At 50.8% G+C, this 22,803-nt stretch carries 19 protein-coding genes; 9 read left to right on the top strand and 10 right to left on the bottom strand.

The annotated features are described in order from the left end of the window. Window positions 1–126: 126 nt before the first annotated feature. Together ACP7BE_RS15705 and mobH are read right to left on the bottom strand one after the other, a co-directional pair. Window positions 127–1,506, bottom strand: coding sequence for a site-specific integrase (locus ACP7BE_RS15705; protein WP_095001771.1), 1,380 nt, complete (start codon window positions 1,504–1,506; stop codon window positions 127–129). Further along, window positions 1,503–3,326: a MobH family relaxase gene (gene mobH, locus ACP7BE_RS15700; RefSeq protein ID WP_426106469.1), complete on the bottom strand. Its 1,824-nt coding sequence runs from the start codon at window positions 3,324–3,326 to the stop codon at window positions 1,503–1,505. The genes ACP7BE_RS15705 and mobH overlap by 4 nt, the downstream gene beginning before the upstream one ends. 515 nt (window positions 3,327–3,841) lie before the next feature. On the opposite strand from mobH, the gene ACP7BE_RS15695 reads away from it, so the two are divergent. From ACP7BE_RS15695 to ACP7BE_RS15685, 3 genes are all read left to right on the top strand, one after another. Next, the gene (locus ACP7BE_RS15695; protein ID WP_426106467.1) at window positions 3,842–4,744 is read left to right on the top strand and encodes a LysR substrate-binding domain-containing protein; all 903 of its coding nucleotides are present in this window, start codon (window positions 3,842–3,844) and stop codon (window positions 4,742–4,744) included. A 105-nt stretch (window positions 4,745–4,849) separates the two neighbouring features. Then, on the top strand, window positions 4,850–5,839 hold the full coding sequence (locus ACP7BE_RS15690) for a zinc-dependent alcohol dehydrogenase family protein (protein WP_095001769.1): 990 nt from the start codon (window positions 4,850–4,852) through the stop codon (window positions 5,837–5,839). Window positions 5,840–6,080: 241 nt separating this feature from the next. Continuing rightward, window positions 6,081–6,452 (top strand): DUF3742 family protein, encoded by a 372-nt coding sequence (locus tag ACP7BE_RS15685; protein ID WP_426106465.1) that lies wholly within the window; start codon window positions 6,081–6,083, stop codon window positions 6,450–6,452. Here the strand turns inward: ACP7BE_RS15685 and ACP7BE_RS15680 are convergent. The 8 genes from ACP7BE_RS15680 to ACP7BE_RS15645 form a co-directional block, all read right to left on the bottom strand. Continuing rightward, window positions 6,449–7,981: a conjugal transfer protein TraG N-terminal domain-containing protein gene (locus tag ACP7BE_RS15680; RefSeq protein WP_426106463.1), complete on the bottom strand. Its 1,533-nt coding sequence runs from the start codon at window positions 7,979–7,981 to the stop codon at window positions 6,449–6,451. The genes ACP7BE_RS15685 and ACP7BE_RS15680 overlap by 4 nt on opposite strands. Beyond that, window positions 7,978–8,316 carry a hypothetical protein gene (locus tag ACP7BE_RS15675; RefSeq protein WP_426106461.1) on the bottom strand — a complete coding sequence of 113 codons (339 nt, stop codon included), beginning with the start codon at window positions 8,314–8,316 and terminating at the stop codon, window positions 7,978–7,980. The genes ACP7BE_RS15680 and ACP7BE_RS15675 overlap by 4 nt, the downstream gene beginning before the upstream one ends. 10 nt (window positions 8,317–8,326) lie before the next feature. Further along, a complete protein-coding gene (locus ACP7BE_RS15670) occupies window positions 8,327–9,697 on the bottom strand; it encodes an integrating conjugative element protein (protein ID WP_426106459.1) in 1,371 nt (456 codons plus the stop codon). Beyond that, a complete protein-coding gene (locus ACP7BE_RS15665) occupies window positions 9,694–10,632 on the bottom strand; it encodes a TIGR03756 family integrating conjugative element protein (RefSeq protein ID WP_426106457.1) in 939 nt (312 codons plus the stop codon). Before ACP7BE_RS15665 ends, ACP7BE_RS15670 begins: the two co-directional genes overlap by 4 nt. Continuing rightward, window positions 10,629–11,060: a TIGR03757 family integrating conjugative element protein gene (locus ACP7BE_RS15660; RefSeq protein ID WP_426106455.1), complete on the bottom strand. Its 432-nt coding sequence runs from the start codon at window positions 11,058–11,060 to the stop codon at window positions 10,629–10,631. Before ACP7BE_RS15660 ends, ACP7BE_RS15665 begins: the two co-directional genes overlap by 4 nt. Before the next feature lie 506 nt (window positions 11,061–11,566). Next, a complete protein-coding gene (locus ACP7BE_RS15655; protein ID WP_426106453.1) occupies window positions 11,567–11,971 on the bottom strand; it encodes a hypothetical protein in 405 nt (134 codons plus the stop codon). 291 nt (window positions 11,972–12,262) lie between these two features. Continuing rightward, window positions 12,263–12,547, bottom strand: a complete 285-nt coding sequence (locus ACP7BE_RS15650; RefSeq protein WP_240881795.1) for a DUF3077 domain-containing protein — start codon at window positions 12,545–12,547, stop codon at window positions 12,263–12,265. Between the two features lie 441 nt (window positions 12,548–12,988). Beyond that, on the bottom strand, window positions 12,989–13,675 hold the full coding sequence (locus ACP7BE_RS15645) for an SOS response-associated peptidase family protein (protein WP_426106806.1): 687 nt from the start codon (window positions 13,673–13,675) through the stop codon (window positions 12,989–12,991). 151 nt (window positions 13,676–13,826) lie between these two features. Between ACP7BE_RS15645 and ACP7BE_RS15640 the strand changes: the two genes are divergently transcribed. From ACP7BE_RS15640 to ACP7BE_RS15615, 6 genes are all read left to right on the top strand, one after another. Continuing rightward, window positions 13,827–14,255 (top strand): LexA family protein, encoded by a 429-nt coding sequence (locus ACP7BE_RS15640; protein WP_426106451.1) that lies wholly within the window; start codon window positions 13,827–13,829, stop codon window positions 14,253–14,255. Next, a complete protein-coding gene (gene umuC, locus ACP7BE_RS15635; protein WP_426106449.1) occupies window positions 14,245–15,525 on the top strand; it encodes a translesion error-prone DNA polymerase V subunit UmuC in 1,281 nt (426 codons plus the stop codon). The genes ACP7BE_RS15640 and umuC overlap by 11 nt, the downstream gene beginning before the upstream one ends. Before the next feature lie 516 nt (window positions 15,526–16,041). Continuing rightward, the gene (locus ACP7BE_RS15630; RefSeq protein WP_426106447.1) at window positions 16,042–18,201 is read left to right on the top strand and encodes a type I secretion system permease/ATPase; all 2,160 of its coding nucleotides are present in this window, start codon (window positions 16,042–16,044) and stop codon (window positions 18,199–18,201) included. Window positions 18,202–18,207: 6 nt separating this feature from the next. Beyond that, the gene (locus ACP7BE_RS15625) at window positions 18,208–19,632 is read left to right on the top strand and encodes an HlyD family type I secretion periplasmic adaptor subunit (protein ID WP_426106445.1); all 1,425 of its coding nucleotides are present in this window, start codon (window positions 18,208–18,210) and stop codon (window positions 19,630–19,632) included. Window positions 19,633–19,757: 125 nt separating this feature from the next. Next, complete coding sequence (locus ACP7BE_RS15620; protein ID WP_426106443.1) at window positions 19,758–20,267, top strand: hypothetical protein; 510 nt, start codon at window positions 19,758–19,760, stop codon at window positions 20,265–20,267. Beyond that, window positions 20,264–22,803, top strand: a 2,540-nt coding sequence (locus ACP7BE_RS15615) for a calcium-binding protein (protein WP_426106441.1), incomplete at its 3' end; no start/stop codon positions are given. The genes ACP7BE_RS15620 and ACP7BE_RS15615, both read left to right, overlap by 4 nt.

Below are 22,803 nucleotides of genomic sequence, written 5' to 3'. Positions count from 1 at the left end.
CAGGAACATTCTTTCTACTCTGAAAAGCGTTTCCGATGATCGCTACCTTGAGCTTACAAGCCTGCTCATATCTCTCCGGGATTAGTTGCCATTAGTGCGATTGCTACGATCCTGGTTCCGCATTTCCTAACCCCAATTGTGGATCTTCATGCCACCGACCTGACTGATCATCAAGGTCAGCAGCAGAGAGGGCTCCGTACCTTCATCCATAGCGGCTGGTGGTAGCCCCAGTTCTTGCCACCATGTGCCAGGTCCATCCCATGTCAGCTCATGACTGAGCCCCGTACCTACCGGAAGAATTGCCTGGTCAAGTGTGTAGCGCTCGGAAGCCAGGCAGGTGACATGAGTCAGCAGCTTTGATGTCGATGAGGGTTCGGCTGGTAATAGCGGCGGCGGAGAAGCTGCTTCGATTTTTTCTACTTTCTCGACCTGCGTGAAAGCAGTTAGCGTGGCTTCATATGGTGATGGGCATTCCTGAGCGGGTTCTAGCTCGGCAACGGCTGCAGGCAATTCCACCAAAGCGGCCATAGGCCTCTGTTCGTCTACACGCCGCTCGAGAGCGACCGCCCCTTGAATCAGGCTGCGTTCGTGCAGCACGGTTCTCATATGATCGTAATCGGTCTCAATGTAGGACAGAGTCGTAGCAATATTCGAATGATTGAGCAGGCTTTTGGTCAGGTGGATATTTCGTTCCGGTTGGCGCATCAGGTCTGTAGCCAGCGTATGCCTGAACCGGTGAGGGGTCATTCGAACGCCCATTTTTTCAATAAGCTTGCGATACATTCCTTCGACCTGGTCAATATTCATGACCTTGGATCGGTAGTGGCTGGAAAACCTGTTGACGTTGAAAATCTGGTCATTCGGTCCGAAACCAATTTCATCAGCGGCATCTAGCAGCCTGCGAATATGGGGCTCCAGGCCAACTGGAATGGGTATGAAAAATTCACGGTGGGTTTTTTCTGTATCAGCTTGTACTTGAATCAGGCGATTGTCCCAATCGATGTCCCGGTACCGCAAATTCAGTAGCGCATTGATACGAATACCCGAGTAATAAAACATCTCGTACACGGTGAGCCAGAACCAGGCAGGCGTTATTTTGCTGCGTTTATTTGTGCTGTGCTCTTCGATCACCAACGATTTTAGCCATTCGCGCGCAGTTCTGATTGCGTTGCGGTCAATCGTTTTACTGGCTCTTCTCGGTGGGTTGACCGTGGTTTTCTTGAACGGATTGATTGCGCAATGAGTCAAGGTGCCTTGTTCAATGGCATATCCCCATATGCTGCGCAGGTGGTTTGAATAGGTGTTCCAGCTTTGTTTGGTAAGTCCTTCTGCCAATACTTTTCTGCGCCATCCCAATATTGACCGGTGGTCAATATTTTTGACGGATACGCTGTGACCAAAATGCCTGAGCAGCGCGCGGGTTGAGGCCAGGTAGATCTTCCCGCTGGCTTCTCGAAGGTCATGGGTAAAAATGTAGTCCTGAGTCAATTCCAGCGGGGTGTTCATTTGGAGCCCTCGGCTGATTCGACGACAAGGTTCAGGCTCACATTGTCGAACGGGACTTCGTTGAACACCGTCAGCGGGTCGTTCAGCAGGTAGCCGCGTAGCTTTTTGGTGCTGCGTGGCCCAACCACGTTACATGTCCAGATGTTGAGGCTCTTTGCTGTTTTGCGATGCAGTTTCAGTTTCTCAAAGCTGCGCTGCACCAGTTGCCATGCATTCAACTCCTGGGCTTTCGCCTGGGTTTCAAGGGCAGGAAACTCCAGTACAAACCTTTTGAAAATTCCGGGTGTCACCAGCATTGCAGTCCCCGCTACGGTATGCACGAGTGCTTTGGTGTCATTGATGATGATTCGCCGGGCAGCGATCCCCTCCTTGAGCCAATCAACAAACCCCTGGCCCAGCTCGATTTTCTGACGGGGAGGTGCGGTTAGGGTTTCTGTCACGTCCTCATTTCCTGCATCGGCCAGCGGCGTCTCTGGCTGACTGGGGCTTGTATCTGGGCGTGATTCCAGCGGGGCTTTGATGTTGTCTAGAAGCGCCATCAATGCTTCGACCTCGGCAGGGTCGCTGGTGGATGGGGGGAGGTGCTCGAACAAAGCATTTGTAGTTGCTGCAAATGGGGTTGCTGAATCCACCTGCGGGGGTTTTTGCAAAGTAGAGGGGAGGCTCTGGGCATCGGGGGTGCCTGATTCGTCGACCTGTACCGTTCCCGAATAAGCAGCGGGACGATCGTTCGCGTCGGTCCAGATCAGGGCAGGAGAGAGCCTGAGCAACGTAAAGGTATTCCGCCAGCCGCGGCCGTTATCGATCGTTGCCTTCCAGATCGCCTTGTCCTGGGCATTGGTCTGAATAACACCCTGATCTTGCAGCACGTTGAAGAAGGTCGCATTGGAGCTGGGTATGCCTTCGACGCCCTGAGTCAATAAGTAGGCTCGAAGCTGATCTGCAATGGGTTTGCTGACGAGCCAGAGTGCATCGTGTGTCAGCCACCCATCTGCCGGCCCATCTGCTTGATTCAGTCTGAGAGTGTCGCGAACCAGGTAGCGCAAACCATCAGCCAGTTGTCGCTGCAAAGACTGCTTGGGCGCAGACAATGCACGTAACGGATTGCCGCCCAACGCTTGGGCGACAGATGCCTGGTCTGCCTTGACGACAATTTCACCGAGAATTCCGGCGTGCTCGTAATGGCCAGCCAGAATAAAGATCAACTGCGCCCACAGCTCAGAAAAACCACTAAGCCAATCCAGAATATCCGGGGTCAGTACCTGCGTATAAATCAGCGCTGCAGCTGCACCATGAAGCTGGTAATTGCGCCCGGCCACATAGCGGAAGCGATAGGCGCGCCTGATGGGCCCGTGCCAAGGGTGCCAGATCTGCCCATCTTCCAGCTCGATGTGTACATCGACGATAATTTTGCCTAGATCATGTATCAGCGCGGCATAAGCTGCCGCTGCAGTCCAGGCCTCGGCTTGAGCCGATTGCGATTCTGGAGGCGCGTCGATGGGAAGCAGATAGGTCTGGCGGATTTTCAAGGCGTAGGCGACGATTTCCAGGCCATGATCCAGCATCCCGCCAAGGTGTGCATGGTGGTGGTTCTGTGAGGCTGGGAGGAGCTGAACCAGTTCGGCGTAGCGAGCTATTGGGTGGCGGTACAGGCGCTCAAATTGCGCACGGGATAATGATGCCCGTTGCCAGATGTGCTCCAGCATTTTTTGCCGTCGCGGTGTGGCCAGAAGCGTTTGGCCGCAAGCAGGTCGTAAAAAACCGTTTGGGGGCGGTGCTTGGTCAGGAAGTGTTTTGCTACGGCGAAATAAACTAAACATGGCCAGCTCCACATAAGAATCATGGGCGGGCTTTTCCTCTATCAGATGGGGTCCATTCAACGGGAAAATAATACCCGCTGCTCATCCTATTTAAAAAGGCAATATGCCATCACTTCCATGAAGTCGGAGTGATTTTGGGGCCTATAAAAAAGCTTGGAAATCGGATGGGTCTCTTCGCCATGTAGGTGCCGTCGTTTATTCGTTGTCTCTCAGTTGTGTAGGTGATGGCTGAACAGTCGGTAGTTAGTGACAGCGTCGGCCTATGTTATTGCAGGGACAGGCCTTTTGCGCAGCAAGCCCTTTCGGATGGGGCTTTTACCCTTGGGCTCCTTTCCATTGGCCATTATCCTTTAAACCATTTTGGCTTCTGTTTTTGAGCTCTGTTGTAAATACCCGGTAAAGTTATATCCAGGTATACAACACTTCAAAGGTGCTAGTCGCGTTGTGGGTCGGGCGCGCACTTATGCGGCAGCAGTTCGGTTATGCTGTGATGATCTTTTATCAGGTTCGTTTTGATGGACATCGTTCACTCGATGCAGGTTTTCGTTAGCGTCATCGAAACCGGCAGTTTTACCAAAGCAGCGCAAGCCTTGCACCTTCACCGGCCTGCTGTCTCCAAAACGATTCAGAATTTGGAGCAGCAACTGGGAGGGCGTTTGCTTAACCGAACAACCCGCCAGGTAAGCTTTACTCCTGAGGGGGAGGCGTTCTACAAGCGGTGCAAGGCTATTTTGGGTGAGGTCGATGAGGCCATGGCATCATTCGGTAACCGTCCGGCACGGCTCGCCGGGAAGTTGCGTATTGATATACCTGTAGCCCTTGGGAAGCTGCTTATCATCCCGTCCCTTATGGACTTCCAAAGTCAGTATCCACATATTGAGTTGACCCTCGGCGCGAGCGACAAGCCTGTCGACCTGATCGGAGAGGGCGTGGATTGTGTTGTGCGGTTAGGGGCTCTCGAAGACTCAAGCATGGTCGCAACTGGCATCGGCTACCTACCGATGGTGACATGTGCTGCGCCTGCCTACCTTGATCGTTATGGTGAACCTCGCACATTAAACGATCTGGCCAGCCATCGAGCAGTTAATTATTTCTCTGGTACCAATCCACGGCCAATCGAATGGTTCTTCGCCTTGGACGAGCAGGTGACGAGTATGCGCCTAAAGTCGGGAATTAACGTGAACGATACTGAAGCGTTTGTTGCGTCGGCGTTATCCGGGTTTGGATTGCTCCAAGCGCTTGAGCTGACGGTTCGCAATCACCTGAAAGACGGTTCGCTTGTCAGAGTGCTAGACGGTTACCCCGTGCCCTCCAAGCGAATCTCCGTTCTCTATCCACACCGCGATTTATTACCGCCAAAGGTCGAAGCCTTCGTACATTGGTTAAAGGCATTGATGGCAACTCATGATCTGACTTAGACCGGATTGTTATTTTTAGGATAACAGTCTGTGTCTTAGGCCGGTCTTCTGGGCGACAAAAGAACGGATTACCTTTGACGTTTTCCAGATATCGGGAGTTGAGCAATGTCAAAAGTCGTCCGTTTCCACCGCGTGGGTGGCCCAGAAGTGCTTCAGATCGATGACGTCGATGTTCGCGCTCCAGGCATTGGAGAGGTCCGGATCAAGGTGAAAGCTTTGGGGTTGAACCGTGCCGAGGCAATGTATCGTTCAGGCCAGTACACCTTCATTCCTGAAATGCCGGCCATATTGGGTTATGAAGCTGCTGGCACCATCGAAAGCATCGGGGAGGGTGTTACCGAGTTCGCCATTGGCGATGAAGTTAACGTCATTCCTGCGTTTTCCTTCGCTGATTATGGAATGTACGGCGAGTTAGTCATCGCTCCACTACACGCCATTGTGAAGCAGCCGGCTGGCATGACGGCAGTCGAGGGAGCAGCCACTTGGATGCAGTTTGTTACAGCGTACGGAGCCCTGATCGACATTGGGGGTCTTAAAAAAGGCGAGACTGTATTGATCCGCGCAGCCTCCAGTAGTGTCGGTTTAGCCGCCATTCAGATCGCAAATTTGCTAGGGGCAGTGCCTGTTGCACTTACCCGCACAAGTGAAAAACGGCAAGCTCTCCTGGATGCGGGTGCTGCTCATGTGATCGCGACTAAAGAACAGAATCTCGTTACTGAGGTCAACCGCATTACCGGCAGTAAAGGTGCTCGTATGGCATTTGACCCGGTCGGGGGAGCCGAGGTTGCGAACATCCTCCATTCATTATCCCCCCTGGGTATCTTCTTCCAGTACGGCGCACTAGACACCAGTGAAATGCGTATTCCGGTAATGGAAGTACTGGGTAAGAACCTGACTATTCGCGGTTATCAGTTGTTTGAGGTCACCCAAGACGCTGAGCGTCTGAGCCGAGCCAAAACCTTCATCACCAAAGGGCTTGAGAGCGGTGGGCTGTATCCATTGATTGCAAAAAAGTACCCGTTCGAAAGGATTGTTGAGGCTCATCAATACATGGAGTCCAACGCACAAATCGGCAAAATCGTTATCGAAATCTGACTCTACCAAACAGTTGAAGCGTAATCATCCGTCCAACACCTGCGCCTGAGTTCCATCGAAACTGTCCAGGAGAGTGCCATCATGTCTGATCTGACGCCGAAAGGTTTATGTCCAAATTTTTGGGTCAGATCTGGCTTTACGCAGGGCTTTATTGGCATCTGAATCGGTTTGCATAGAAATTACTCTTGGCGTATAGGTAACTTCAGGTCGCCCTCAGCACGGGCTACAAAGGAGAATTGCCATGACTGCGCAGACTACCCAGAAGCTTGCAGGCCGCTTGGGCTATGGCTTGGGTCGATGTGTGCGTTTTTTCTTTCAGGATCAAAATTCAGCACTACGATGGGTCAAGCGTTGTGCTTTCTTCATCCTGGTCGCTGTGTTGGTGGCTCAAACTGTAACTTGGTTTGTGAGTGTTTTTTTGTCGGTCGCTTGCTTTGGGCTGATCATTTGGGCACTACCTAAAATGGACGTGGCTCCTGGTGCGGCGCCTTCCGACTCCCCACATCTATGTGAGGAATACCATTCCAACCATGAGCAAGATGATGCTATATGGCGTGATGGTCCGGAGGGCTGGGGGTACTACCGTCCAGATGATGTGCGTACCGATTTTTAGGCTTTGCCGCCAACTGATCCGATAGCCTGTTTCCCAACCCCGGCGCCACTTACGCCTGCCTTATCTACGGGCTGCGATCCTCGTGTTAATCCCTCAAGAACACCGCTGACTTGCATACCAGCCCATGCAAGTGTCGCCATCCAGAAAAGCGGCAAGATGATAAACATTGCTCCCATCACGAAATTCAGGATGGCGTCTTGAGTGGCGGTATTCAGCCCCATTACCGGATCAAAGCTCAGATGTGGCGACCCAGAGCCATAAAGCGTATCCAAAATGCTGCTATCGACCCATCGTGCGAGCTGAAACCAGAAGTCGATAAAGATCAGCGCAAAGAAAACCACGGACATCGTCATGGCCACTTTAAGCTGATATGCGCCGACAACCAGTACCAGTGGAATGCGAATCACCATGGCCATCTTCAAAAATGCCATAACCATGGGTAGCGCCTGGCGAACCATATCCATTGCAGGGAAGTAGCCCAAAGAGCCAATCGCAACCCCGAATGTGCCGGTTGCCCGGGCTAGTCCATTCCAAACCGTTCCGCCGATCTGCCCGCCGTAGTCTGTGTACACATCGCCTTGCACTTGATTTGAAGGGGAGACCAATTGTCGAACGAGGGATTCGTTGACCTGATCTGAAGACAGCCACTTGGCCCATCCCAAGAATCGAGTCAGTACATCGGGGTCGACTTGCTCCTGCAGGCGCTCATTCAGTCCTGTACCGCCGTCGCTCCACCATTGTTTGCATGTCGGATATCCGCCACCACCAGTGACCATGGGTAAGCCAACGTCGCGTGCCGGGTTATAGGGCCATAAGGCTCTGGGGGTTCTGGAATAGTCGATGTCGTAATAGCCTGCTGTATTGAGCAGGTAGGGCGATCCAATCCAGCTCAGATCAGAGAGGGCATCAGTTTTGTTGTTTCCAGCCACCACGTCAGGACTGCGCATAAACAACCGTGCGCGCGAAGGTCCGTAGCAGTCGTGAGTAAAGTCAGCCACTTCCTGGGCCAGTAATGGGTTGTTAACCCGCGTCTGATTGATCGCCATTCGCATCTGCCGCAGGTCGGTTCCACACGGGATTGCAGCCACAGAACCACTAGTCACGGCCTTGGACAGTGCATGCATAAAGGCCCACCACACTGGCATATGAGCGCTTTTGCCAGCCAGTGAACTGAATGAGGTGTTCCAGCCAGTATCTCCTGGGGCAGGCAGGCTGTATTGGCACTGCTGAGCTCTGCTTTGGTCAAACGCCAGGGTATCGAAGCTCACATTGACTGCCGGCACGCCACATAGCGCCACGACCACATAACCGATATAGATGCTGGTCTCGATCCGTGCCAGCGAGAGCACGCCCTTGTTGCCCTCGTCAGCACCTTCTCCGCGTACCTTCACCCATTCGCGAACAACGATGATGCAGAAGGGCAGGGCAAACAACCCGCTATCCTGGATCATCGCCCAAATTCCGTTGTTGATTAGCCAGCCGACCAGGGTCAGGTAGTACTCGAGGTAATCATTGGTGTAGAGGGTCACTGCGCACCTCCGTTCTGAAACAGTACTTTGCTCAGCTCAATCAGCAGTACCAAAAAGACGAACAATATTTCTATTTTCAACAAGCGGCCGCGACTGCTCAGTCGCTGAGGTTCGCACAGACGAGCCTTGATCTTTAGCCAGCCCACAGTCAGTGCGGCGTAGAGCAGCAAACACCAAGCGAGGAGCGGCCAGTAATAATCTGCCTGCCATTGTTGCCACTGCTGGACGCTGTCGAACAGGCGCAGCAAGGTGGCACTCATCGACATTACGAGGGCGAAGACAGCGAGAGCAACGCCAAGCCCGATGAGGATGCTGTACCCGATCCGCCGGTTCATGGTCTATGCCTCACGGGTTGCTTTTGGCGGGCGACTGCAACTGGTTCAGGCGGCCAGTCTCAGGGTCTCCCTGAAACACCCCGCGAGAGTGTTCAGCCCGGGCTTTACTGCGCTCAATGATGGCCATGGGCGAGTTATTCGCGAGTTGCTGGCGCATGTCCAACTCGATCTTGAGGTTGCCAATTTCCTGCTGCAGCGACGAACTCTGCAAATTGACGGCCTGCAGGGCCAGATCATTGGCCGCTACATTGGGTTCGCGGCTGCCAGCCAGTAGCGTGCGTTGCAAAATTAACGCCTTCTCCAGCACATCGGATAAAGCGACTTCCGAGGCCAATCGACGGGCAAGCACATCCTGATCACGTTCATCTTTCAGTGCCGCCACCACGCCCCGCGTGATCGGCAATGAATGGCTACTGGCCGCATTTAGATTGTCCACTGACAACGCTTTGCTGCCTGTCAGCAGCTCTTGCAGGGCCTTTAACTTGATATCGTAGGTTTCCTGGATAAGAGGTGTCAGGCCCACGCCTGCGGCAGTGACCGTTTTTGGACAGTTGTCACAGGTCTGTTGCTGCTGCTCCCCCAATACACGGTTGGCGAAAGTGCTGGCTTCCTGAGGGGAAGACCAAACATTGCACACCAGTCCATTGCCGCATATGTCCTTGTTGATCGAGGACGAGTCATTGGCTGCGCGTTTGTTCAGCAGGTTGTACCCGGCCCTGGTGACATCCCCCACGATGCGAATCGGCTTTTGCCCGGAGCCTCCTGCGCGATCACCGCCGACCCAGGTCACGCCATCATTGCCGCCTTTCTTTTCGACTTGTTCGACCGCAGATACGGCGTCCGTATTGGACTGCAAGGTCTTGCTCATAGCCTGGCCTTCGGCAAGCTTGCCCCAGCCCATTTGGTTGCCTGCGATATCGGCCATCCTGTCGCCGATGGCGCGGCAGGTACTTTTGGAGCGGTCAAAGTCCAGGCGGGCCTGCAGAATGCCATTGGTAATCAAGTTGTAGAGGGCCGGGTTGGCACGTTGAAGGATCAAGGCGGGCAGTGAGGCCACCGCACCAGTGGCGTTCTGCACTACTGAAGTCATGATGTTTTGGAAACCAGCCGTTGCCCCGTTCAACTGATTTTCCAGCGTGTTACTTAGGCTCATGTTTCCGCAGACCAGATTGCTGTTCCAGCCGCCGCCCACTGCGATGCTGTCCATATTCCCGGCACTGCCCATCGTCACCGCGCTGCCGCCGCCGATGCTGTAAAGCACATCGTCACCGATCACACTGCCGGAGGAAGAGGCGCCAATGGGATCAGCGGAAAAAACCGCTGCACTGACCAACGCGCACAGCAACCCAAGCCCAGTTGCTGTCAGCTTTAATCTGCTCATTGTTGGAAGTCCGTGCTGCCGAGAAAAGTTTGACCGCGCCGCTGGCAGCACGAATAAGGCCGCCACAGTGCCCAGGCATAGCCACCGTCCTCTGCCTGAATCTGAGCTTCCCTATTGGGAAAAACAGCGCAGGACTGACTCGTGCGTGGTGTCAGTTCTTGCCATTTACCGGTCTTGGCGTCGCCCTCAACCAACTCGCCAGCAGGCCAATACCCATCCTTGGCCTTGGCCTGCATGGGTAAGTAAACGTGGATCTGGCCGGAGCGCGTGGTGATATCACCTGCCCGCTGAGCGATCACAGCTCCGGTTTTGTAGTCATCCGACTGATGCAGAAAACCACTGCGCGGATACACATTGCCCCACAAATCCGCAGTGGTCATGCTCCCGACCTCTCGCCGCCCGGGTATCAATGCTTCGGGGTAAACGGTTTCGGGGATGCCATATCGCCAGGCAATCGGATCAAGCGTGCTGACGAAGTAGGGCACCAGAGGCAGTGTCGCGCCCTGACAGGTATAACCCGAAGCGCTGGCAAACTGACTGAACGTCGCGCCGCCGGGATGCCCGATCACATCCGCTTCCTTGAACTTCAGCGCTGCGTTTTCGCCGATATGGTTGGTGGTCGCGTCATTACCCGCTTGAGACAGCGGAGTAGGCGTGCCGAGCACCGACAGCTCGGCCCACGGATTCGCCCCTGTATTGGAATACGCCGACACCACCGCATCCGGTACGTAATGGCGCACCTTGGTGGAAGTCTTCACCTTGCAGCCGAACGTCGTACACAGCAGCCAGTAGCAAATGCCGACAACCTTGTACTCAAGGCACTGTGGCGAGACCGAGGAGGCAATAATGCTGGCCGAGTTGATTGATGCGGATGCGCTGAAGGGCAGGCTGCAGATAAGGGCCAGCGAGACCGGGCGCAGCAGGTGGCGATTCATTGCGGCTGGCTCCTGGCGCGGTTGATCAGATCCAGGGCCTTGGCCACATCCGGTTCGCCATAGACCACATAACGTCGATCAACGATCACGGCCGGGATCTTCTCAATACCCAGGCTCCAAGCGTCAGTTAAATCTTGTTGGGCTTTGGCGAGGTCGGATTGCAGGCGTTTGCCGGAGGAGCTGTTAAGGCGGGCGTGGATGATTGCCTCGGCGAGTTGTGGATCTGGGGGGAGGTCGCGGGAGAGGTCGGTTTCGAGGTGGTGTTGTTGGTCCAGTAACACGATGCGTGCGTCGGTAGCGGCAGTTACTGGGTGAGCCTTATCTGTATAGACCAAGGCCTCGGCCAATGCAGCGGCGGGTAGCATCAGCAGTACGAGCAGTAAATGCTGGCATCGTAAATGGATGTTATTGAGGAGAGCATCGCCCATGGTAACGGCCCTGAAGTGTGTTCAGGCACAGCAAACCGGATAGGGGATCTGGTTTCAGCAGGAAATAGATATTTGGGGTGGAGGTTTTTTTTGCGCGCGACCCGCGTAGGTGTGCCCACTCAATATTTAGCGCCCGCTAATCATTTTTTTGTGGTGCTACCCGCGCTATTGCGAAATAATTTGCGTAACAACTAACCCTCATGACCGGCATGGCTCGACCATTTGGTTGGAGGGGGAGAAAGCCGGCGCAAGCCGGTTTTTTCGTATCTGGTGTATGAGAAATGCAGAGCTCTCAATAACGCAGATTGAACAGGGGGGCGCATCTCTCGATCACCCCCCCATCCACACGCTAGTTATCAAAAAGCCAGCTTTTGAATACCGATCAATATTTGCTACTCAGCGGTTTTAGTCAGGGCCGCGTCTGGCGGTTGACGTTAGGTGCAAGCGGCCGCCGATGCCCCGCCTGCACCTGTTGAGTGGACTGCCCTCCGGCACTCTCGCCGGGTCTAAGCTCTGATTACAGTCCAATGATCTGGGAGGGGCTGGCCGTTGCACTCCCGGCTGCTTTCGCTCGGTACCGATACGAGGGTCTGGGTCACATTTCCAGTCGGGTTGGCGGAGGCGTGATTTGGGTCAATGAAGTTGATCTCGCCACATTCGAATCTGACTTTAATGTTTTGCAGCGGCTTCGACAGATTGACCTCACCTGTGAATGTGCCCTTGAACGTGCGGGAATTGCTATGAGAGTCAACCAGTGCGAGCTCTACAACGGGGTGCTTCGCGTTTCCGTATGCTTGAAAATAGGCTCCTTCCGTTTTAGGAAAGGCAACACGAGTAACATCCTTTCCATTGCAGCCAGCGAGGAGGGCTGCGGCAAAGAGAGGAAAGGCAATGTGGCTGAAACGCATCATGGAGCTCCGAGAGACTAACGACCGGAATTCGGCCGCCTTACTTATAAATCTCCGTTTTCGATCTGCGTTTTCAAGGGGGAGCTCAAACTTTTTTGTCTGATCGTCATTGCGATTAGCCAAAGCCGCTGTCTTCCTGGCGTTTTGGGAGAAAAAAGTCCTGGTGAATTTAGAGTCTGGAATCCGAGGAATGCAGCATGTTCACTCGTGAGGATTGAGCAGGGGGCTTTGTCACTTGATTGCCCCCCGCCCACAAGCCCGTAATCAGGCTTGTCAGCTCCTGGGTGTGTGGGCTTAAAGATTTGTGTCCTGCACCTGCTGAAGCCCCAGCGTCACATCATCAATCAACGCCTTCGCCATCTCGCTGAGATAGTGCGAGGCCCATCGCAGCGTTTCGTTGCCATCGTCCATGGCCCCGAGAAACGAGAGTGTGTTCACGCAGTTCAAAATCAGCGACGCGTGCTGCAGTGCTTCTTCGCCAGAAACACCTGCGTTGACGCTGAACAGGCGCTGATTCTCAACGTTGCACTTGCCGAACGAGGCTCCGCCAACCGTATGGATTAAAGGTGAGGCGTTCATAGGCCACCCCCATTCCTGTCGAGCGTGCGGGTGTTGGCCATCGGGATATAGCAGGGGACGATATGAGCCGTGAGGCTGTCATCGGTGGGCAGAATGGCGCGTACCATTTCTGGATCAACAGAGACGCAAATTTTGAACGGACTGAGAGTGTGCATCTGGCAAATCTCCTATTGTTGAGGAACTGCCACGAATCGCCGTCAAACGAATGAGGGTGGCAGCTGTGCGCAGGTTGACGGACCGGGACAATAGGAACCCGGCAGACCCGAAGGTCTCCCACGCACAGCCGCCATAAAACGGATATGCGGACGCAAAAAAAGCGCCTGCAATCTTTATGGGGGCGCCTGTGCGCCTATTGTTTACTGGGCCGTCAAACCCGTTCGCTGATTTTGCAGCGACTGCAAAAGATTAACGCTCAGGTATCAAAAGTGCAACAGCGCCCCCTCAAAGCGGCTTGATCAGCTCAGGCCCTTGATTTCTTACATTGCCTACCGCTGTGCTCACCGGATACCACTCAAATTCTTCAGTCGGTTGGCAGCATTCCAGCGCCAACTCTTCAGCTCTTTGTGCATCCAGATCGCTCTCTACCCATTCCCGGGCATGTTCAGGCGCAAGCACCACCGGGCGGCGATCGTGAATATCCACCATTCCCTGATCGCTGGCGGCCGTGATAATCACGAAGCCGTCATCTTCATTTGGCTCCAGCCCAGGATGAACTTTGGCCAGCGCGGCAAAGAACATGGGGGCCTGGTTTTTAAGTCGAATGAAATAGGGCTGTTTCTTCTTGGGATCGTCCGGATCCTTGACCCACTCATACCACCCATCTGCCATCACCAGAGCCCGTCCGTTCGGCCAAAGTTGCTTGAAGAACTTGCCCGTGGTGACGGTTTCTACCCGGGCGTTGATGGGATCAGGGCGCTTGCCCTTGGCCCAAAAGGGCGCCCAGCCCCAGCGCACCGGATCTATTCGTAATCCGTCTGGCACCCCGTGCAGGATGTTGACGCGCGTGCTGGGCGCGATGTTGTAGCGGCCAATGGGTTGGTTGTCATACCCGCTGACGAGCTTACGGTCTGATGCCAACACTTCTAGGTAATCAGCGATGCCCTGGGACTGCACAAACCTTCCACACATGGTGATCACCTCTGACAAAGACAGTGCTGCTCAGAGCGTAGCTTCATCGGCTCAAGCGCTCCTCCTGTCAGAAACATCTGTCGGAAATATTGACCGGATGCGTCCTACAACGTTAACTGTATATACATACAGCTTATTAAAGGCGTGCGTCATGAGCTTCACACTCTTGGGTCCTCTTGCTGGAGGCGGGGTTCGTTTACCGCTGTGCTCGTTCAAGATTCCAGCCGGGTTTCCGTCACCGGCTGCGGACCATATCGAGAAAGTCATCTCGCTGGACCAAGTACTCAACGTGCGTGCGCCTCACGTTTACCTCGCGACTATCGATGGCGACAGCATGCAGGGCATCGGCATTTTTTCAGGGGATCTGGCGGTCATCGATCGCTCGGTCGAGCCCGTTCACGGGCATGTCGTGGTGGCACTGCTGAACAATGACCCGATCTGCAAACGTCTGTGTATCCGTGGGAAGGATGTCATCCTTAAGTCTGAAAACAGCAAATACCCGGACCGGCATGTCATGGAGGGAGACGACCTGTCGATCTGGGGGGTGATTACTCACAGCGTGCGCAGCCATGGTCACTAAACCCAAACCGGTTTTCGCCCTGATTGACTGCAACAGCTTCTATGCCAGCTGCGAGCGAGTATTCCGACCTGACCTGGCCAAAGTCCCCATTGTGGTGCTGAGCAACAATGACGGCTGCGTCATCGCCCGCAGTTACGACGCCAAGCCCTTTGTGAAAATGGGCGAGCCCTATTTCCAGATCAAACAGCGCCTCCAGCAGCAGGGCATCGTCGCGTTCTCATCGAACTATGCGCTGTATGGCGATATGAGCGAGCGCGTGATGAGCTTGATCGAGTCCATGGTGCCGGCAGTGGAGGTGTACAGCATCGATGAATCCTTTGCCGACCTGACCGGCATTGCGGATGCCAGCGCCATGGGCCGGGAGTTGCGCGCCAGAATCCTCAAATGTACCGGCATACCCGTGGGCGTTGGCATTGGCCATACCAAAACCCTGGCCAAACTCGCCAACCACACTGCCAAGCGCCTCCAGGCGCACACCGGTGGCGTGGTGAACCTGTGTGGTGACCATGAGCGCGACTGGGTGCTGCGCAATACGGCCGTGTCTGAAGTCTGGGGAGTAGGGCGCCGCATGACCGCTCACTTGGAGGGCATGGGCATCAAGACCGCGATGGACCTGGCCAAAGCTGATCCGTGGTCCCTGCGTAAAAAATTCAGCGTGGTGATCGAGAAAACCGCTCGTGAGTTGTCGGGTACGGCCTGCCTGGAACTGGACGAACCTGACCCGCCCAAGCAGGAAATCTGCTGCAGCCGGATGTTTGGCAAGCGACTGACCGAACTGGCACCGATCAAAGAGGCCGTGGCCACCTACATGATGCGTGCCTCGGAAAAGCTGCGCGCGCAAAAATCCTACTGCAAGAAAGTCAGGGTCAGCATCCGGACCGGCATGTTCAACCCGGACGAAGCGAAATACGCCAAAGGGGTGATAGTGACCCTGCCATACCCGACGGATGATGTGCGACTGCTAACCAAGGCGGCAGTAGATGCGCTGGGACATGTCTTTCAGCCCGGGTTCAAGTACAGCAAGGCCGAAGTGTTGCTGCTGGATCTGCGTCAGCCGGGGGAGTTTTCCGATGATTTGTTTGCGGTCAATCAGCCAGCAGAAGCGTCCAGGGTGATGGCCGTGCTGGATGAAATCAACGGGCGGTGGGGCAGAGGCACGCTGCCTGCCGCCAGTGTGCCGAGCAAGCCGGACTGGGGCATGCGGCGGGAGATGATGAGTCAGAGCTACACTACGAGGTTGGATCAGTTGTGGCGGGTTTCGTGCACATGAAAGAAAGTATCACTTTACGATAGTTGTTCAATTAAAGTTGCTTGTCTCAGGGGTTATATCCTCTATAGCTCGACGTGTTGATATTTGGTTTGCTGGTTTTAATTCATGTGTGAGTGTGGTGTGAGTTGGAGTAGTACTGTTATTGAGGGCGTTTTTTTAAGATGGGCGGGGCCCGAATGTGTTGCCTTTAGGGGGCCAGAGCATAGTTACCTAAGGAAAGTGGGTTTAAGACTGCTTTTAGGGTAGGGTATTCTCGCTGCAGATAAAGTAACGTGTTGTGTTTTTGTATGAGTTGTTGCTTCTTTGGTTGTAGATTATTGTAGTAGAAAGTGTTTAGCGTCTAGCGGGTTTATATGTAAAGGCAAGCGATAATCAGATTTATTTTTAGGGAATTCTTGAGCTAAAAAAACGCCTTCATATGCTTTTTTGTTCTAAGGGTTTTCCGGCTTTTTGAAAATCATCGGCTACTCTCGCAACAGAGTCCCTTTGCGTAGTGCAATCTAGGGTCATAATTGAATGGACGCAATGATGGGTGCAGAGGATAACGTACATGCACAGCAATCTTCACAAGGCGTTGATTCTGGTCTTATGTGCCTTGTTATGATGGCTCGCTTTCACAATATTGCTGTATCTCCTGAACAACTGAAGCATGAATTTTCTCCCTTAGGGGGAGTGTTTAATAAAGATGAAATCTTATTGGCGTCACGAAAGTTGAGCCTTAAAGTAAAGTCTATTAGAGTAAGTTTTGAACGTTTATCAAAAACACCTCTTCCAGCGATTGCTTGTGCCAATGATGGGCGTTTTTTTATTATAGCTCGAGTAGATTTAGGTAAGGTATTAATTCATGATCCTCAGTCATTGCGTCCTGAGATAGTCTCGGCAGAACTTCTCTCGGAGCGTTGGATGGGTGAGTTGATACTTTTGCGTTCGCAAGCTTCAATTGCAACTGAGGTCAGTAGGTTTGATTTTACTTGGTTTATTCCAGCGATTATTAAATATCGCAGGTTGTTGGGTGAGGTGGTCTTAGTATCCATTGTGCTTCAGGTGTTTTCACTTCTTACACCCCTTTTTTTTCAAGTGGTGATGGATAAAGTTTTAGTCCATCATGGTCTTACAACTTTAGATGTTGTCGCTATTGGTTTGTTAGGGGTCATGTTTTTTGAGACGTTGTTGAGCGGATTAAGATCTTACGTTTTTTCCCATACGGCGAGTCGGATTGATGTTGAGTTGGGTTCGCGGTTGTTTCGTCATTTAGTAAATTTGCCGCTAGCTTATTTTCAAACTCGGCGCGTAGGGGATTCTGTGGCTCGAGTGAAAGAGCTTGAGAATATACGTAGTTTTCTTACAGGGAATGCTATTACTCTTGTATTGGATGTGGTTTTCTCAATAATATTTATTGTTGTAATGTTTTTTTATAGTGGTTGGTTAACACTGGTTGTAGTTTTGTCCTTGCCTTTTTATATATTGGTGTCAGCCTTGATAACTCCAATTCTTCGAATTCGACTCAATGATAGTTTTTCCCGAGGAGCTGAAAATCAAGCCTTCTTAGTGGAAACAATCAACGGTATGGATACGCTTAAGTCACTGTCAGTTGAACCGCAAATTATCCGCAAATGGGATAATCAATTAGCTGCTTATGTTTCTGCAGGGTTCAAAACTCAAAACCTTTCAAATATTGCAAACGAGAGCGTTTCTTTTATAGGGAAGCTGGTAACCGTTACAACACTCTGGTTAGGTGCAAGACTGGTGATTGATGGGCAGCTTTCAGTCGGCCAACTGATTGCATTCAACATGCTAGCAGGGAGGGTTTCTCAACCAATTATTCGGCTTGCACAACTGTGGACAAATTTTCAGCAGACAGGCGTGTCAGTTCAACGTCTGGGTGATATTTTGAACACCCGCACCGAGACTTCTCAAACAGCACGAAGTGCTTTGCCCGCGCTCAAAGGCCTGATTGAGTTTGATCAAGTTCAGTTTCGATACCACCCTGAAGGATCTGAAGTCCTGCGTAATGTCAGTTTAGTTGTTCAGGCTGGCGAAATATTAGGCGTTGTTGGGCGCTCTGGCTCTGGGAAAAGTACATTGACGCGCTTGCTACAGCGTCTATATGTTCCAGAGCGAGGGAGGGTTTTGGTAGATGGTATGGATTTGGCTTTAGCAGATGTCTCTTCTTTACGACGGCAGATCGGAGTAGTGCAGCAAGATAATATGCTATTTTGTCGTAGCATTAGAGAGAATATTGCCCTAACAGATCCTGGAACTCCATTAGAATCTGTAATACAAGCTGCAAAAATGGCTGGAGCTCATGATTTTATATTAGAGCTTCCTGAAGGCTACGATACTATTGTTGGGGAGCACGGTTCCTCTCTTTCTGGTGGGCAGCGTCAACGGGTTGCGATTGCTCGAGCGCTAATTGGTAACCCACGCATTTTGATTTTTGATGAGGCAACTAGTGCGCTCGACTACGAGTCTGAGCGTACCATTCAGCAAAATATGAAAGCTATCTGTAAGGGGCGCACTGTAATCATCATTGCTCATCGCTTATCGGCTGTTCGTGATGCCAATCGAATTGTTGTGATGGAACGTGGACAGATTGTCGAGCAAGGTTCACACACTGAACTGTTAGAGCATAAGGCTGGTCATTATTCACGTTTGCATAGAATGCAGCAAGGGTAATCAACCATGAGCAAAACGTCTGCGTCACATCAGCTTATTGCTAAGTATGGTCGCAGCTGGCGCCAGGCTTGGCGTCAAAGAAAGAAGTTTGACACTCATCAGCGATTACCTCACGAGATTCAATTTTTACCCGCTGCGTTGGCATTGCAAGACCAACCAGCTCATCCAGCCCCACGTTTTATTATCCTTGCAATTGTATTGTTCTCTGTATTGGCTTTGATTTGGGCTTGCATCGGTGAGATTGATGTAGTGGCTACTGCTGCTGGCAAAGTAGTCGCAAGTGGGAAAAGTAAAACAATTCAATCGAGCGAAGTTGCGGTGATTAGAGCTATCAATGTTCATGATGGTGAGCAAGTCAAGGCAGGTGATGTCCTCATAGAGCTAGATAGTAGTGCTGCTAGTGCTGATGTAAGGCGCTTGAAAAGTGATTTGATGGCGGCAATGGTCGACAGTGCGCGTGCTGGGGCAATGCTCGAAGCAATTCGTAATCATAAGCTGCCAGATTCTCTTCAGGGAAAAATCTTCACCGCTGACCTCCGTCAGCAACACACTGCAGAAATTTGGTTGCAAGGGCAGTATCTTGAACTTGAAAGCGCTCTGCAACAAGCAGATGCGGAAATTGCTCAACGGTCAGCAGAGATTGTTTCTGCAAATATAAATGTTGACTCACTGCAAAAATCGTTACCGATTAGCCGGAAACTTGCGGATGACTATAAATTATTATTGGCGCAGCAGTATGTCCCACGTCATGCCTTCTTAGAAAAGGAACAAGAATTGTTGGGGGGCGAGCGTGAGTTAGCGTTGCAACGAAGTAAAGTGCTAGAGCTTATGGCCGCCAAGAATGAGGCTGATGAGCGTAAGCAAGTGATAGTTGCTCAGGCCCGCAGGGCTATGCTTGATTTGCAACAACAATCAGAGCAAAAAGTTTCATCTCTTAGTGAAGAGGTTAAAAAAGCTGAGCGGCGTCATAGTCTAATGAGGCTAACTGCCCCAGTAGATGGAATCGTTCAGCAACTAGCTGTTCATACTCTAGGGGGGGTAGTTACAGCAGCTCAAATATTAATGATTATTGCCCCAGTAGGTCAGCCAGTTGAAGTTGAAGCGATGCTTGATAATAAAGATGTTGGTTTTGTAAAGGTGGGTCAGGCAGTTTCGGTTAAGGTGGAAACATTTACGTTTACAAAGTATGGAGTCGTAGAAGGGGAAGTCGTAAGTGTTTCAAATGATGCCATTGATGATGAGAATCTTGGTTTGATCTACAGTGTTAGGGTTCATCTTCTTAGAGATTCTTTGAATATAAATGGTCAGGATTTTTACTTGGTTCCAGGGATGTCAGTTTCAGTAGAAGTGAAAACCGATAAACGTAAGGTGATAGATTTTTTGTTGAGTCCGCTGGAGAGGCGCTTATCTGAAAGTTTGAGGGAAAGATGACCTCTGTCAGTCATAAGTGGCAATGAATTTTTTTGTCGCTGAAGTTTTTTGAGTGGTTTTGTAAGAGCTTTTCTTTCGTATGTGAGTGGTTGTGTTGGACTTGCTTAGTTGGTCGGAGAGGGACGATGGGACTATCTTGTGTTAACGGTTTGAGGTTTAGAAATTTTCTTTGGTCTGCATTCGGCTGTTTTGCTGTTGCTCTTTTGCTAATGGGGTTTTGGTTTTTTGTATCCTTGAATAAACCTAGTCTAGTTGAAGAGAGCTTGTTAACAACTAGGGGGGTGTTTTTGGCGGTTTCTTCTAATACGCAGTACTCGTCGACATTTATTGTAAAAGAGGATAGTGGATTACTAGTTAAGTTTTTGGTTTTGCCTAGTTATGTAAAGTTTCGTTTGCCGCTGGAGACGAACATTGGTAAGGGTATTGAGGTAGAACATTATGGCAGATTGGTTGTGGGGTGTAGTGTTGATGGGGTAAAAGTTTGTGTTTCAAACTGTCTGAGCGCCTCTGAGTGTAGTGCGAAAGCATATAATGCAAAAATTGCCACGTTGAGACGTATGATTATTACGTTGTTGTTTGTTGGTATTGTTTTTTTACTAATTTTTATATGCAAAAATAAAGGTGGTGAAAGATGACAAGTCCCTCTTTGCAACAGCAAGTAGCTAGTCATATTGCTGGAGGTATGGGTGGAGCAGCGTTAACTGGGAACGCAGGCCGAGATATTAACGCAGCTGTGGAAAGAGGAGATGTAACATCCCTCAGCACGTTAGGAGCTGCTGCGTCGGCCGCATCAGCAGTTCTGAGCTTCACTCCTTTTGGCAAAACGTCAGATGCAGCCGGAGTTTTATCAGGTGTCCTGTCAATTTATAGTGATATTGACGAGGGTAAAGTGGTCACAGATAGGGCGTTGATCAATACTTTAAGTTCTATTGCAGGCTTGGCTGCTGTGGCAGGTGTTGGCTCTGCAGCTGCTGTATTATTAACTGCAGCAGGTATAGGTCTTGGATTATATGGTTTGATTGTAAGTGGCGATAGCCAAGAAGTAAATGACGCTGTAGCTGGTTTGTTTGATGCTTTAGGAGGAATGAGTAGGTCGCTGGAAAGTGCTATGTTGCCGAGTGAGTTTGGTGGGGCGGTGGCGTCTGCTGGTAAAATCCCGATGTCTGATTTCATGAAAGGATTTACTGATACTGGCTTTTCTTGTCTTCCTCTATTGGCTCAAAGTTTTGGGTCTGCAGAATCTACATATTCACCTCTTATCTTAGACCTTGATGGTGATGGAGTTGAAACTCTAAGCAAAAGTTTTGGAGTTCATTTCGATCATGATGGAAACAATTTTGCTGAAGCTACTGGATGGGTAGGTAAGGATGATGGCTTACTTGTGTGGGACAGAAACGGGAACGGAGTAATTGATGATGGTGGCGAATTGTTTGGGAATTTCACTAAACTTTCAAATGGTCTTTATGCAGAAAATGGCTTCGCGGCGTTAGCCGATTTAGACAGTAATTTTGATGGGAAAATAGATTCGAATGACGAATTCTTCAACCAGTTACGCGTCTGGAAAGACTCCAATAGTGATGCCAAATCTGATGGGGGAGAACTTTTAACTCTTGCAGAGGTAGGTGTTAAAGACCTTGGTTTGGCTTTTGAGAATGTTAATATTGTAGATGCTGGTGGTAATACTACATTGCAATCAGGTTTTTATGTCGATAGCTCAGGACGGGAGCGTGGTTTAAATGATGTTTGGTTCTCGGTTGACCAAGGTTTAGGTGTGAATCTTGGGAGTCTAGTAGCTGTTGATAGTGGTATTGTTAATATAAGAGGTTTTGGAGTGGTTGAGGATCTCAATCAGTCTATAGCTAAAGACCCTGCCGGGTTTCTCGCTTCGTTAATTGCTAATTTCTCGCTCGAAAATGATCAATCGAAAAGGCAGATCATTTTAGATTCTATTATTTTTACGTGGACTGGATCTGATACATATAGTTCGTCTAGTCGCGGAGGGTATATTGATGATGGCCGTAAACTGTTTGCTTTAGAAGCCTTCGTTGGGCGTTCATTTTCTCAAAATACGGGCACGGGTGAAGGGGGTAAAAATCCTGGACCTAATGCAGCCGCTAAATTGATGAAAGCCTATGATTTGCTGTCAGACTCAATTTATGCGGGACTAATGCTGCAGACACATTTTAAGCCCTTACTGTCTACTGTTGAGTTGAAACTGATAGATGGTGAACTAAAACTTGATGTTTCGTCAATGATTGGGAAGCTTAGAGCGGAATACGATATAGATTTGAACTCGGCTAGAAGCAATCTTTTAGATTTTTTCCAAGACCTTAGATTTGCAGGAAGCTTTGGTGAGTCGCTATTGTATGGTCTTAGGCTTTATGGAGATATGCGAAGCGCAGGGTTTGATTATTTATTGGCAACAGCTGGCGATATTGTTGGCGGGGAACGCGATGATGAGCTGTTTGGTGGTGGCGTAAATGATGTGCTTTTAGGTGGGGCAGGGAATGATTTTATTTATGGCGGTGCTGGGAATGATGTTTTAGAAGGCGGTAAGGGGAATGATTATCTTAGCGGTGACTCTGGCTCTGATATCTATAGATTTAGCAAGGGTTGGGGTCAGGATGTCATTAATAACTATGATGCTCAAAGTGGCAAGGTAGATGCTATCGAATTTGATACAGATATTCGCTCTTCTGATATTACTGTTTATAGGGTAGATAACAATCTTTTGCTTTTGCTTAAAGGAGAAGCTGATAGTATAAATTTGGTTAATTATTTTGCAAGTGATGGTGCTAGCTCTTATGCTCTTGAAGAAATCCGGTTCGCTAATGGCGTAGTTTGGCGTCTTGAAGATGTTAAAGCTATGGTGTCAGTTAGCACTGACGGTGATGATGTTATTCGTGGGTATGCATCTGCTGATCATCTCAGCGGGGGAGGGGGAAATGACAGTTTGTATGGAGTTCAGGGGGATGATGTTTTAGTGGGGGGAAGAGGTGATGATTTCCTTTCAGGTGGTTCTGGTTCTGATATTTACCTTTTCAACCTGGGTGATGGAAAGGACCTTATTTTTGACGACTCCAGCTTCAACGCTGATACGGATGTCGTGAAGTTTGGTGCCGGTATCCTGGCAAGTGATCTCGCTATAAGTCGCGCCGGTACTCAACTGGT

The sequence above is a fragment of the Pseudomonas sp. TWR1-1-3 genome (genome assembly GCF_049896805.1).
GTDB classification, from domain to species: Bacteria; Pseudomonadota; Gammaproteobacteria; order Pseudomonadales; family Pseudomonadaceae; genus Aquipseudomonas; species Aquipseudomonas bubulae.
This window is presented reverse-complemented; position numbering and strand designations above follow the sequence as displayed.

Excerpts from the sequence above, each read along its gene's own strand:
- ACP7BE_RS15660 (WP_426106455.1), bottom strand. The coding sequence starts at position 11,060 with ATGGGCGATGCTCTCCTCAATAACATCCATTTACGATGCCAGCATTTA.
- ACP7BE_RS15675 (WP_426106461.1), bottom strand. The coding sequence starts at position 8,316 with ATGAACCGGCGGATCGGGTACAGCATCCTCATCGGGCTTGGCGTTGCT.
- ACP7BE_RS15620 (WP_426106443.1), top strand. The coding sequence starts at position 19,758 with ATGGGACTATCTTGTGTTAACGGTTTGAGGTTTAGAAATTTTCTTTGG.
- ACP7BE_RS15665 (WP_426106457.1), bottom strand. The coding sequence starts at position 10,632 with ATGAATCGCCACCTGCTGCGCCCGGTCTCGCTGGCCCTTATCTGCAGC.
- ACP7BE_RS15695 (WP_426106467.1), top strand. The coding sequence starts at position 3,842 with ATGGACATCGTTCACTCGATGCAGGTTTTCGTTAGCGTCATCGAAACC.
- ACP7BE_RS15625 (WP_426106445.1), top strand. The coding sequence starts at position 18,208 with ATGAGCAAAACGTCTGCGTCACATCAGCTTATTGCTAAGTATGGTCGC.
- ACP7BE_RS15670 (WP_426106459.1), bottom strand. The coding sequence starts at position 9,697 with ATGAGCAGATTAAAGCTGACAGCAACTGGGCTTGGGTTGCTGTGCGCG.
- ACP7BE_RS15645 (WP_426106806.1), bottom strand. The coding sequence starts at position 13,675 with ATGTGTGGAAGGTTTGTGCAGTCCCAGGGCATCGCTGATTACCTAGAA.
- ACP7BE_RS15650 (WP_240881795.1), bottom strand. The coding sequence starts at position 12,547 with ATGAACGCCTCACCTTTAATCCATACGGTTGGCGGAGCCTCGTTCGGC.
- ACP7BE_RS15640 (WP_426106451.1), top strand. The coding sequence starts at position 13,827 with ATGAGCTTCACACTCTTGGGTCCTCTTGCTGGAGGCGGGGTTCGTTTA.
- mobH (WP_426106469.1), bottom strand. The coding sequence starts at position 3,326 with ATGTTTAGTTTATTTCGCCGTAGCAAAACACTTCCTGACCAAGCACCG.
- ACP7BE_RS15705 (WP_095001771.1), bottom strand. The coding sequence starts at position 1,506 with ATGAACACCCCGCTGGAATTGACTCAGGACTACATTTTTACCCATGAC.
- ACP7BE_RS15630 (WP_426106447.1), top strand. The coding sequence starts at position 16,042 with ATGGACGCAATGATGGGTGCAGAGGATAACGTACATGCACAGCAATCT.
- ACP7BE_RS15685 (WP_426106465.1), top strand. The coding sequence starts at position 6,081 with ATGACTGCGCAGACTACCCAGAAGCTTGCAGGCCGCTTGGGCTATGGC.
- ACP7BE_RS15690 (WP_095001769.1), top strand. The coding sequence starts at position 4,850 with ATGTCAAAAGTCGTCCGTTTCCACCGCGTGGGTGGCCCAGAAGTGCTT.
- ACP7BE_RS15655 (WP_426106453.1), bottom strand. The coding sequence starts at position 11,971 with ATGATGCGTTTCAGCCACATTGCCTTTCCTCTCTTTGCCGCAGCCCTC.
- umuC (WP_426106449.1), top strand. The coding sequence starts at position 14,245 with ATGGTCACTAAACCCAAACCGGTTTTCGCCCTGATTGACTGCAACAGC.